The 12,600-nt window shown below is 41.9% G+C and carries 9 protein-coding genes; 7 read left to right on the forward strand and 2 right to left on the reverse strand.

Annotation, left to right across the window (positions count from 1 at the left end):
* Nucleotides 1–47 precede the first annotated feature (47 nt).
* The 7 genes from ACGHM3_RS03710 to ACGHM3_RS03740 all read left to right on the forward strand — a co-directional run bounded on the left by ACGHM3_RS03710 (nucleotide 48) and on the right by ACGHM3_RS03740 (nucleotide 9,231).
* On the forward strand, nucleotides 48–806 hold the full coding sequence (locus ACGHM3_RS03710; RefSeq protein ID WP_345420241.1) for a sulfotransferase domain-containing protein: 759 nt from the start codon (nucleotides 48–50) through the stop codon (nucleotides 804–806).
* 130 nt (nucleotides 807–936) lie between these two features.
* Nucleotides 937–2,037: an acyltransferase gene (locus tag ACGHM3_RS03715; RefSeq protein WP_345420244.1), complete on the forward strand. Its 1,101-nt coding sequence runs from the start codon at nucleotides 937–939 to the stop codon at nucleotides 2,035–2,037.
* Nucleotides 2,038–2,180: 143 nt separating this feature from the next.
* Nucleotides 2,181–3,596, forward strand: a complete 1,416-nt coding sequence (locus tag ACGHM3_RS03720; RefSeq protein ID WP_345420247.1) for a hypothetical protein — start codon at nucleotides 2,181–2,183, stop codon at nucleotides 3,594–3,596.
* Between the two features lie 135 nt (nucleotides 3,597–3,731).
* On the forward strand, nucleotides 3,732–5,669 hold the full coding sequence (locus tag ACGHM3_RS03725; RefSeq protein ID WP_345420250.1) for an acyltransferase family protein: 1,938 nt from the start codon (nucleotides 3,732–3,734) through the stop codon (nucleotides 5,667–5,669).
* A gap of 119 nt (nucleotides 5,670–5,788) precedes the next feature.
* On the forward strand, nucleotides 5,789–6,877 hold the full coding sequence (locus ACGHM3_RS03730) for a hypothetical protein (RefSeq protein WP_345420253.1): 1,089 nt from the start codon (nucleotides 5,789–5,791) through the stop codon (nucleotides 6,875–6,877).
* Nucleotides 6,878–6,938: 61 nt separating this feature from the next.
* Nucleotides 6,939–8,261 (forward strand): polysaccharide biosynthesis C-terminal domain-containing protein, encoded by a 1,323-nt coding sequence (locus tag ACGHM3_RS03735; RefSeq protein WP_345420256.1) that lies wholly within the window; start codon nucleotides 6,939–6,941, stop codon nucleotides 8,259–8,261.
* 190 nt (nucleotides 8,262–8,451) lie between these two features.
* Nucleotides 8,452–9,231 (forward strand): hypothetical protein, encoded by a 780-nt coding sequence (locus ACGHM3_RS03740; protein ID WP_345420259.1) that lies wholly within the window; start codon nucleotides 8,452–8,454, stop codon nucleotides 9,229–9,231.
* A 239-nt stretch (nucleotides 9,232–9,470) separates the two neighbouring features.
* Here the strand turns inward: ACGHM3_RS03740 and ACGHM3_RS03745 are convergent, their stop codons facing one another.
* Nucleotides 9,471–10,160, reverse strand: coding sequence for a sulfotransferase family protein (locus ACGHM3_RS03745; protein ID WP_345420262.1), 690 nt, complete (start codon nucleotides 10,158–10,160; stop codon nucleotides 9,471–9,473).
* Between the two features lie 71 nt (nucleotides 10,161–10,231).
* Nucleotides 10,232–12,286 (reverse strand): YjbH domain-containing protein, encoded by a 2,055-nt coding sequence (locus tag ACGHM3_RS03750; RefSeq protein ID WP_390517760.1) that lies wholly within the window; start codon nucleotides 12,284–12,286, stop codon nucleotides 10,232–10,234.
* Nucleotides 12,287–12,600 lie beyond the last annotated feature (314 nt).

Raw genomic sequence — 12,600 nt, forward strand, 5'->3', positions numbered from 1 at the left:
TAGTTAAGCGAATCGGAAAGCTGAAAGGTTGAGCAGGCGGGAAGCACATGAAAAGTAGCAGTTCGTTTTCAAATCGATTTATGGTGATACTTAGACTAGTGGTTGAGCCGATTTGGAAGAATTGGGGAAAAATAAAATCCACTTTCAAAGGAAAGTACCCTGTTGCACATCACGGGATTCAAAGATCAGGAACTAACTATCTATGTGTAATATTACAAAATGCTGATTATAGAGTTTTGAATTCAGTTGATCCAGCTCGGAATAACCCGAAGCATAAGCACTTTAGATGGTTTCGGGAGAAAGAAAAAATATACATGGATCTAAAGTACAGGAATAGCGTGAAGGCATCTAAAGTAAGCGAAATTAATTCTCTGTCGGGATATAAAAAGGGTACTAAGCACATAGTTATATTCAGATCACCGGCAGAATGGTTGAATTCAATCTACCGGTGGGGGCTTGCCAATGGATGGTATAGCTCCATGGAGGAATTTAACTCTTGTGAATTACAAAAACACTACATGGAAGAGTGGAATGCCTACTATCTTTTTTGGGAAAAAATCGCAAAAAATGAACCCGATCTCGTGCGCCTGATCTCTTATAGTTCACTGCGAGCGAACCCTTTAGAAGTGCTACTAAACATAGATGATTTCGTTGGAGTAAAGCGTGAGAAGCCCTTGATGCGGGTCGAACGTGTTGAGAAGGTAAAACACTCTACTCCATTCAGTAAGAGGAAAGAGGGGGTTGAAACCCTAAAGTATTCTGAAAGTGAAGGTGATCTGTTCGACTGGCGGAGCTATTCGTCCTGAACAGGATTAGCTGTTTTAACAGAGCAAGTGGTGTTGGGGTCGAGCTATCCAGTAGATGAGTAGTTAATATGTATGTGACGGTAATGCGCATATGCTTACAAATAAATAAGTATATTCAGAGGTCTATTAGATGCTTAGTGTGTTTAAGGGAAGGAATCGCGAGCTCGACTTCCTTAGAGGGATCGCGATTTTACTTGCCATGGGATGGCACATTAACGGTATTTCTGTCGATTCGAATGTTACAAAACTGATACTGTTGCCAGGTAAGGAAATTGGGTGGGTTGGTGTTGATATTTTTTTTGTTCTGAGCGGTTTTTTAGTCGGTGGTATGATAATAAGAGAGATAGATCGCAAGAATGGGTTTGGAATTAAAACATTTTATGTGCGGCGTATTTTTAGACTATGGCCGATACTTTATACCTTTTTGATTGCGATGGCAGTTGCGAGGCCAACTGAGCTGTCGACATTCTTACCTCAGGTTGCCTTACATGTACAAAATTATTGGCACACAGGTATTGCGGTGCATTTATGGTCACTTGCTGTCGAAGAACATTTCTATGTACTACTATCTATTCTCATTTATACGGTTGCTGCTAATAGGGAAAAGGTTGTCAGACTACCATATTGGATGGCTGGGCTCGTCATGGTTTCGCTGATATTCAGAGTAGTTGGCGCGCTAAATGACGTTGACTCACGAGATCTCCAGGGCCAGACACATTATCGATTGGATGGATTGAGTATCGGTGTCATTCTGGCTTACTACGCCCATCATAAACCTGATTTGATAAGACAGTTTCAGAGCCAGAAATGGTTACTCTGGCCTGTTTTGTTTTTGTCAGTCTGCTTTGTAGCTATCGTTCCAAAATCAAGTTTTATCGGATCAACTATCGGTTACTCAATTTCCGCCTTGGGTTCGGCCGCTGCTTTACTATTAGTATACAAATCTGGGTTTACTAAGAGAATTCCGACTATTTCACTGATTGTTGCTTATATTGGAATAATCTCTTATCCCCTGTATTTGTGGCATGTGCCTGTGGCCAAAGCCATGGAGATTATCCTTAATGACTACCTGTCGCCAACCGCGCTTGTTTTTTCAATATATTTAACTTCAATAATTATTTCTAGTTTTCTGACACATTTGCTCGAAAAACCTTTCATGCGCTTGAGGGATAATCTATTCCCAGCAAAGGCCCATCCTGAGGTGGATATAGAGATTCCGCTGGCTAAATAACGAAAATTACAAAATATCCGTGTTGTATAAGTTAATGCAAATTTATGTGTCGTTCATTGAACTTCCTTATGTTTTCATAGTGTAAAAAGTGATCTCTTTGTGAAAATGTACGCTGGTTTCAAGGGGAAACGATTAACTGAAAAGTGAGTGATTTAGATCTTATGGGTATCATAAAAAATAAGGGGGCCAGCTTACAAAGTTCTTTCGCTGAATTACTTAATTTAGTGTCTATGGCGCTTTTGCTGATTGTTATTCTTATTAGTGAATTGCAGTTGCTTTCCATCATTCGAGTATCTCTACTATACACATTTTGCACATTCGTCTTTTTAGGGTATGTGATATTGGATCCCAAAAGAGGTGGTGTGTCTTTTATTCTCGCTCTTCAATTTGTGCTTTTTATCAGCGTGCCTGCGACTTTTCAAATAAGTGGCGATCTCTTTCCATTCTACGCACGACCACGTTTAGATTTTATGTACAGTGGGTTTTCTATTCTTGCGCTTAGTCAATTAGCGATTCAATTGGGCTTTAGAGTTCCAATGGGAAAATTCAAAACTACACCGAAACCGAAATATCTTTCTGAAGGTTATATCTCGAAATGGGCCTGGTATCTGGGAGCTTTTGCTTTTTTCATAGGCCTTTTACTTGGACCATCGTACATGCTTTCAACTCGAGGTGAAATAGGTGAGTTAACCGCGTCGTCAGATGGTATTCAAAGACAGTTGCTTTTCATATGTAGGTCGCTAGGTTTAGTGGCATTTCTAATGATACTTTCTATGGCGGTACATTCAAGTAGTGTGAAATATAGACAGAGGAATAAGTTGCTATTGTTTGTGGCTATACCAATCTTTATCTATCTAAATTACCCACCTACTCTCCCAAGGACATATTTAATAGGTCCACTTATTTCAATAACCGCTATATTTGTTAATTACTATAAAACTTCGATAAAATTATCTTTATTCACCTTGGCATTTCCATTGGTTTATCTGGTGTTACCTGCCATAAAGTCACTTGGAGCAGGTGGATCATTGAGTAGTATCAAAGACGCCATAAGCATAGAAAAAATATACACTTATGTATTTCGAGTAGACTTTGATATCTATCTGTGGACGGTGGAAAGTCTTGAATACATATCATCCGGGGCTGAATATCGATGGGGGCATAATTTTTTAGGAGTATTGTTTTTCTTTGTTCCTAGATCTCTGTGGCCAACTAAACCAGAAAATACCGGCAGTCTCGTATCCTCTCACCTTGGATACATCTATAATAACGTTTCAAGTCCTTTATGGGCCGAGGCGTACGTTTCTCTTGGTGTTTTAGGTGTTATCTTCGTCATGCTGCTATTTGGCATTATCATCAGTACACTAGAATCAAGGGCGAGAAGTTATGCGGCCGGCCAAATAGTCATCGATAACTATTCTTATATTGTGTTGATGGCGTTTGTCATAATTATCATAAGGGGCGCGTTAAATTCTGTAGCTCCATCATTTGGATCAGCTTTCTTAGCTCTCTTCGCCGTTTATATGTTCGGCAAAAAACGTCTTGTGTGGCGAAGATGATATTTGATGCCTTCAATGTTAATGCTAAGGTTTGACCAGAGATAAAATAAATCTGTCAAAGTTAAATGTCGTTAATTATCAGGTTGAACTAAATATGAGTTTTGTAATTGATATATCAGGACTGTTGAGCCTCTAATGAATTATCGAAGCGATATAAACGGGTTGAGGGCCATCGCGGTATGTTCGGTGGTGCTCTTTCACTTCAATGAGGTGCTTGCTCCAGGGGGTTTTGCCGGGGTTGATATATTCTTTGTGATTTCTGGATACTTAATGACTACCATTATATTTTCCAAAATCGAAAGTGGAAGGTTTAGCTTAATTGATTTTTACTTGCGTCGAGCAAATAGAATAATTCCGGCCTTGCTGGCGCTCTGCTGTGTTTTGCTATTGTTTGGGTGGCTCGCTCTAGCTCCTATGGAATACGAAACGCTTGGAAAGCATATATTTAGTAGTTTGGGTTTTATTTCCAATATTATTTATTTTCGCGAAGCTGGCTATTTTGATCTCGAGTCAAAAGGGAAGTGGTTGTTGCATACCTGGTCTCTATCGGTGGAGTGGCAATTTTATATTATATATCCGATTATATGTATGGCCATCGCGCGGCTGTTCGGCTTGAGATTTCTAAAAGCATGCTGTTGTGCTCTTCTTGCTATAGGCTTTCTCTATTGCTCATACAAAGTCTGGGATAAGCCCAGTTTGGCATATTATTCTCTCATAACACGGGCCTGGGAGCTGCTGGCGGGTGCTGGCGTGTTTATTTTTTCAAAAGAAATTAAGTGCAAGGATATTCGTTTTGCCTTCGTTACTGGAGGTATGCTGGCGATACTGGGCTCTATAGCCTTCATTGACAAAACTTATCCATGGCCGAGTATATATTCGATACCCGCTGTGTTTGGTGCGTGTATGATTATGATGGCGAATGTTCAAGAAAATATTTTATTTCGCTCAAAAATTGTTACGTATCTTGGGAAGTGGTCATATTCAATATATCTATGGCATTGGCCGATCGTTGTATACTTTCATATAAATGGTAAAGAGCAATGGTGGGGCGCTGGAATCCTAGCTTCAATTGTTCTTGGCGGTCTAAGTTATAAGTATGTTGAATCGAAAAATTATTTTGATGCAGGCAGTATAAAGAGTGTTCTGAGGTCCAAAGTGTTATATTTGGCTACTGCTGTTTTGGTAGGTAGTTATTATATTTTCAACTCTGGAGGGGTTTTAAATCGGTACCCAACAGAGGCTGTAGCCCTTTGGGAGGATATATCAAAAGAAATTAAGATGCCTCATGTTGGTAACGGATTTTGTTTTTATTCCTTCAACGATAAGGCCGGCTTGCCAGTCACATTGATAGACCCACCACCGTGCTTTATAGGCGTAGAACAAAGTAGTCTTTCGCGTGCTTTAGCATTTGGTGACTCCTTTTTAGGCCAATACGATCCTTTCTTGAATAACCTCTTTAAAGATCTGGGTGTGCGAGTACAGTCGGTATCTACCAATTGGTGTTTTCCTTCCTTTGAAGATGATTTTACAGGGCCAGAAACACATCCTTCCTACGAGCAATGTTTAGTAAATAGGCGATTTTTGCGCCAAATAATAGATGGCAGGAAAATCGATAAACTTTTTTTAGCTGGTAGTTGGAACTCGGTTTATAAAGCTGGCTATATTGGTCAAGTTGCGGAATTAATTAAAGAAGCAAGTAGCGTCGGAGTTTCAGTGGTCGTTTTGCCGGCACCTCAGCCCTATACCTCCCAAGCAATTGCTGGGTATCAGAAATATATTTTAGAATCTAATAACGAATCCTTCGATATAACTGAATTTGAGAAATTGCTTGCTGACGTTGGCGGCGATGCTTTGTCAGCACAGGTTGGAACTACTAGTAACGTTACTTTTATTAATAGAGAAGACCTGTTTGCAGGCAGTGGGGTGTTCCGCAAAGGGGGTATATTGGTGCCCTATACTCTGGATGGAAGTCATATTTCTTTAGTTGGCGCTGAAGCAATATACAGCCATTTTTCAAGAACGAAAACCTATGTTGAAATAAAGCAAATGTTTGAGAGTGTTGCCACCAAATGAAGTAGTTAATTTGTATAGAGGGTGACAAAGATTGGGGTTGCTTTGTTGAAGCATAATTAATACTAAAGCACTTCGGTGACTACAGTTGTTATCTGCGTAGTATATGTCAGGGTTTGATCATGGTAGAAGAGTTAGCTTACAAATTGGTGGCGTGGCCAAAAAGTAAAAACAAAAAAAGAAACCCCTACCAGTATTTGTTATACAAAGAGTTGGAGGCGTTGGGGAGGGGCGACATAGTAGAGTTTTCTTTAAGAGAGATACTTTTCTGCGGTCGTGATACTATCTTTCACCTCCATTGGCCGGATGTTTTTTTAGCTAATTCCAACGGGCTTAAGTTTTGGTTGAAGCTCGCATTTCTACGAATTATGTTTTCCTTCTTAAGGCTTCGAGGTATTCCGGTAGTGTGGACGGCGCACAACATTCGAAGAGATGGGCAAAAAAATGCCTCTAAACTGGATAGGTTTTTTTGGGGTTGGTTTGCCGAAAGGGTTGATGCAATTGTTTACATGAACATGACATCGAAATATGAGGCAGAAAAGCAATTTCCTTGTTTAAGCAACAAATTTAACACGATAATACCTCATGGGCATTATAATTATGTTGTCGATAAATATAGAGGAGGTAGTGCGCATCAGGTAAGAGATCGATTAAGTGCATTGTTTTTCGGTTCCATTACGCGCTACAAAAATCTTTATAAATTGTTTTCCTGTTTTTTGGAAGCTCCCATAGGTTCGGTCGAATTGAGGGTGATGGGGAAGTCAAGTAATGCTAGCCCAGATGAAGATTTTGCAGAGCTATATGGGCAGGCGGTATCTCAGGCCCATCCGGCCCTAAAATATTTCCATTTCGAAGATAGATTTTTGAGCGATGAAGATTTGGTGGCTGAAATCGAAGCGAGTGATCTTGTTGTATTCCCTTATAATGATGTTTTGAACTCTGGCGCAGCGATTTTTGCGCTGTCTGTTGGTCGACCCATTTACGCAAGTGGTGTAAAACCTTTTTTGGAGTTGCGAGAGATGGTTGGTGCTGATTGGGTTCATATTTATGAGGGAGAGTTGGAACCAGAAAAACTTCTTAATGCACTAGGGGCGGCTAGGTTACTTCGAGAAAGAGAGGTGGAGCCTGACTTGGCAGCATTCAGCTGGGGGCTTATTGCGGATAAACATGCAGAATTTTTCTCTAAACTATCTCTCTTGAAGAATCAATAATCTATTATTTATTATCTGTTCGGGAGATTAGTCCTCTTGCCATACTAAGCTAATATCTATTATGCGAAACACTAAACAATTGATCTCTAAACTGTTCGGGATAGTTGGTGTCAGGCTTCTTGCTATTGCTCTTACCTTCTTGCAGACTTTGACACTGGTAAAGGTTTTTGGGGCGGATGTATTCGGCCAGTATTCATTCGTAATTTCTATAGCATCGATCCTAATTGTTTTGTTGTCGATGGGCGTTGATCAGTTGATGATGCGTCATCTGGCTCAGGCTGGAGATGGTGCTACTGGCCAACCCAAATGGATCGCTTATAAAAAAATTACGTTCCGCATCGTAGTCCCTGCTGTATGTTCTGTCGTCTTTTTCGGTCTGATTTTAGCGTTCAAAACTCAATTAATAGCTGAGTATAAAATACCTTTCGTAGTGATGCTGTGTGCCTTGCCTCTGTTGATAGCGAGGAAATATTTTGAATCAATATTGCTCGGTTTAAAAAAGGTCTTGCTTTCTATAGTTTCAAGTCAAGTTGTATTTCCGCTGATTTTAATTTCAGCGTCTGGCTTGGTATCCGTCAGTACATTTCCTACTAGCTCGCTGGTACTGATGTTGATTTATTGGAGTGCCAGTGCTTTAAGTTTGGTAATGTGCATAATTCTATGTTTGCCTGCTTTGAAGAAGTTGGGGTTAGGGGCAACCGAAAACAGCGAGGCAAGCTCAATCGGATATGGAGAGTATTGCCGTAGTGGTTTGCATCTCTCCTTTCTTTCTCTGGGAATTATTATAGGCCAACACATTGATGTATTAATGATGGGGGTTGTTGGGCAACCAGAGGATGTGGCTTTAGTGCGAATTGCCGCGAGGATGGCTGAAATCGTAGGTCTCATGAGAACTATAGTATTGTTACAGTATAGACCTATGATTGCTTCATCATTCGGGCAGTCCGACTTCCGTCAGCTACAGCGCTATACTAAGATCATGGTTTCGTTATTTCTTGTTGGCGGGTTGCCAATTGCTATAGCTATGTGGATTTGGAGTAGCAGTATTTTACTCTACTTCGATCCGGCATTTGCCGGAAATGACTGGGTGGTTAGATTCTATCTTTTGGGAATCCTGGCTATGTTGATAATGGGGCCAACTAATGCAGTTCTTTCTATGTGCGATCGTGAGAGTGTCGCCAGTAAAAATTTATTGCAATCTCTGGGCGTCAAAGTCATATTAAATTTAATTCTTATGCCTTTTCTCGGTGCGTTAGGCTGCGCTATATCGAGCTTTGTTTCTTTAGTTTTTCTTGGCTTTTTGGGTAGAGCTGGAGTGAGGAAAGCTTTAAATTTAGAAACATCAATTTTAGTTTATTTCAAAAACTCTGATGAAAAATATTAAGTCTTCAACAACAAGTTGGCTTTGGTCACTCAATGCCCATTCGCCCTGTTTTATTAGTGGCTCCCCCAGGTCTGGCACGACATGGGTTCTGGAGGTTTTGGAATATCTTACAGACTCTAGGCGCCATTGGGAGCCGATTAACTGGTACCTATACTCAACGGGCTATAGGCGTGGGCAGGATGACTCGTCGATGATGCGGCCGGGGGCTGCACAAATAGATGAAAATCCACAATTGAGGGCAGAGCTTTTAAATATATTGGGCGGGGGGAGCCCAAGGTTTGCCCACATGGCGCTTAGTAGGAAAATACACTTACTAAAGGGTGCAAAGCGAATTGTAGCTTCTGATGGTACGATCATAAAGTTTGTTTATGCGCAGAGAGCTCTGGAATGGATGGCTAATCATACTGTAGCCAAAGGCTCGGTTTTAATTAGGCACCCTGCTGCCGTAGTTGCATCCCAACTACACCACCCGTATACCAAGGATGGTGAGCCAATTCAGCACCCTGAATGGAGCGATGAGGCTATTTTAAACATGCATCCAATCATCTCAAAGGATGAAATGATCCGGTGGCCAGCGCTCAAAGAATTTCAGAGTAAGCTTGTCACTCCGGTCGAGCGTTTGGCCGTCACTGCCTGTTTGGACATAAAGAGCGTGTTGGAAAGCTCAGCAGCCTGTCAAAAGTACCCGCTAGTGCTCTACGAAGCTCTAAAGAGTAAACCCGATAACTTTATAGCCTTAGCGGAAAGTATCGGGTTGGAGGTCGTTAATGATCTTAGAGAGGAAGTGGTTTCTAGCAGAAGTAAAACTACGTCAGATCAAACTGGGAAAAGAGGAGTTGCCAGGCTTAGTGAGAGTGATTTATCTAGTGTCCAGTCAATTATCGAATTGTTAGATCTCAGTTTTTTCTGTGCTGACGGCTCCGTCGATTTTGACTATTTCTACGATACTTTCCCTGTGGTTCTTGGTTGATTTGGCAGCTTTTTTAAATGGGTTGGTGGCGTTTGGCTCCTTCTGCGCCTGTTGGTTTTGATAGCGTCAAACTTTGGTGTCTTGAGCTTCGGCTAAAACACCGCTAAAGCTAATTTTGCTCTTCAGCATGCATATGCTCCAGTAGTTTTGCTGCTACTTACATCTTGCATGCTCGGTTTCTCCCAAACACTCTTCCGCTGATAGAGAGTAGGGTGAGCTTCGTTTAAACGAGCTTTCCTCTAGCGCTCGAATCGGTAGTTGAAAGTCTCTATGTCTTGGCTATACATTTCTTCAACTATTGATATTGTTGCTTCGCTGTAGTATTCGGTGTAATGTTTTTTTTGAGTTTCCTTTTTCCCGCCAAGAAACATATTTAAAAAGCTTTTGACTGGATTGGCTTTTTTGGGTTTGTTAGTGTGTGGCAAGTCCGAATTGATTATTCCCAGTTTTTTACATACGGTATCGAAGTCGCTTTGCAAGTTTTCAAATTTACCTATGAAGTCTACAAGGTTTTTACCGGTTTCGGAGCAGTAAATGAAATCACTTTGCGGAAGTATGTGTCTGTATCTATCGTTGTAGCTATCTTTTTTTGGTAATTTTTTGGTGAGAAATGTCTCGAAGCTAAATCTTGCGTTGTAGCCCCTGTAGTTATATTCCGAAACTAGTCTGGACCAAGGGTTTCTGACGAAGGTAAATTTAAAGTACGACCCAAAGTCTTGCTCTGAAATATAACCATACTTTAAGTATTCTTCTGCCGTTAAGTGCGCAAGTCGCTCAGGCCCCTTGTTGCGGTCAATGTTTTTTCGTAGCAGTAAGGGTGCACGGTCTTCCCAGGTTAAGTTGTTTTCGTTTAAAAAAACGCGCTCAATACTCTGGCCTGCAGCTTTCGGTATATGTACAAATAAACATTGGTGTTTTTTTGAAATCATTTTGTTTTACCACTTGCCTTGTGTTTTGCTACAGAAATGTAGGCGTTGCTTATTTGTGCGGTAGGCCATAACTACTTTTTGAGTGTTTGGTTCCAAATCGAGCCTGGCGCATTATTTAGCGTTTGCCCTCCATCGCGTTGTACTGGGCGAATAGTAAGGGACGTATTCTTCCTGCTTCCAAATATTGCATTTAGGGGCATTGTCAATCCAATTCCCTTGTCAAAGCTACCCTCACCAAAATCTTCTGAGCTTACATCCGTTTTGGTTGCCCAAGCCTTTATTTCCCACCCGTTGTTAAACCTTCTTGTAACTTCAAGTGTTGCGCCCTTGTCCTTCGCAAGATACTGACCTATATGTACTGCAAAGTCATAGTTGTAAAATGGCGTTGCCCAATAAGCGCTAAGGAAGCCTGTAAACGTGTTATAGTCACGCAAGCCGAAATCGGAACTGGCCTCTCTTTGTGCAACCCAGGCGTAGGATACGCCAAAGGCTAATCTTGAATTGTACTCTCGATAAAGAGTTTCTCCCCCAATGCCTGCGAACATTTCTTCTAGAATGCCACCGAACACCCTGCTGTAGGTGTTTTTGGCACTGACCCTCTTCTCTACGTAGAGTGTTTGTAGCCGGTCTGTGTCGTTTAAGTAATCTACTATATCAGTTCTTACGTGGGGTAAAGTTGAACCACTCCGCCGGTTACTTTGATCAAAGTTCTGGTCGATAAGATATGTGTAACTACCATTCAGAACCCAATTGAGTGGTAGTGCAACCCTGGTATTTGCGCCAATGGCCAATCCATAGCGAATTGGTTCATCCGGGTCGAACAGTTGTATCCGGGGGGCAAGGCCTATATCAAATGCTATTTGGTTTTGTACGTAGTTCGTTGCGTAGTCCGGTAGAGTATAGTTTTTAGTAGGTAGGTTATCTGGGTAAATTTTTAGAGTGTCAAGCTGTTCGGTGAGTACTTTAAAGGTTGGCCTGGTAACGGTAATAGTCCTGGCAGCGTATCCATTTTCTGCCACTGTGAATTCAATCGTTTTCACGGTCGGCGGCAAATTTAAATCTGCAAGGCTCGTAGCCAAATCTATTGCTTGGTCCCAATTCCTGTATTGGGTATTACCAATGGTCAGTTGAGCCTTCTGCTCGTCGCCTGTTAAGGAGCCATTGACAAGAAGTAACCCTTCGTTTTCCATATCAGTAAGCAAGTTAACATACCAATTATCACTTCGCGCGTTACTAATTAGAGATTGTAGGTTCCTATAATAGGTTTTTTGTTTAGTGGTTCGCCTGTTTGTAGCAACTTTATAGTCGAATTTAACGCTCCAGTTATCCCCCTGTTGATAGGCCGTTCCAATGGACAGGTTGGGCGTGGGTTGCCACTCTGCCCCAATCGAAATATCGCTTGATGGTTTGTCTATACCAAAATTTCGGACGTCATTGCGGTTATATTCTGGGTTTCGCTCTATGAAGATATTGACGGGCAATTTGGGTATGCGGTACTTAATTCCGCCAAACCAGCCGATGTGTTCTCCCTGGAATGCCGAGCCCGTTGGGATTGTTCCTGCTTGGTTGCCTCTGTTGCCGTTATCTTGTCGAGTGGAGAAACTGTTTCTTAAATTCGTTAATGGGTTCTTTATGTTATCGTCACCGGCTAGATCGCCCCAGCCTAGGCCAAAATGCACTTCAAAAGATCCGACATTTTTACTGGCGACAATATATTCTGCACCTACTAGTCCTGTGCCGACGAAATCGCGCATGCCAGTAGAAACCTGAGGGGTGTAGTATCCTTCTTCGATTAATCTGACTTTGGCTGCGAAATTCCGGTCGTAATAGTCAGTCCATATGTTCCTGGTGACATCTTTTACTCGCCTGTATCTGAAAGTTGCTTCCAACCACGGGAAGGCCTGGTACGTCAAGTTATAATAATCGTAGTCCTTGACGGAAGATGCTGAGAATGAGAGGGCCGCATCCTCCGCCATGTAAGCACTGGGGATGGTAGCTAGGCCGGTCGTGCCGTAATTAGATGCACTCCCTAAAGCGTGAGCGCTGGCAGTTAACAAAATGGTGAACGCCAGCCTTCCGGAAAGCGAACGCTTAAAATTGGCATCCATTCGTCTGTAAGAATACATCCGTCATAACTCTGGCTAGAATTGCCCCTTTTTTGCGGGGGATTTTTCAGTGAGGGCTTTTGCTCTGATGAGGACAGGAAGTGGCAGGCCAAGCCTTACGGCCGTTGCATAGTCCAAACCTTCGATCTTCACAATTTGCGTGCCAGGCGCGTGTTGTGTTGAGCTTTCAGTGTGGCTATCTTTGCTCGAGGGCTCTGCACATAGCGCGTCAGCGGCGATTGCCAAGCTGGATGCAACGGCTAAAGCAAGTATTGACTTTAGTCCTAAAGATAGGCCTAAGAATTCACGCACGATGACGTCCTTTTACAGATACT

Origin of the sequence: Halioxenophilus aromaticivorans (genome assembly GCF_042850945.1) — a bacterium.
In the GTDB taxonomy this organism is placed as follows: Bacteria; Pseudomonadota; Gammaproteobacteria; order Pseudomonadales; family Cellvibrionaceae; genus Halioxenophilus; species Halioxenophilus aromaticivorans.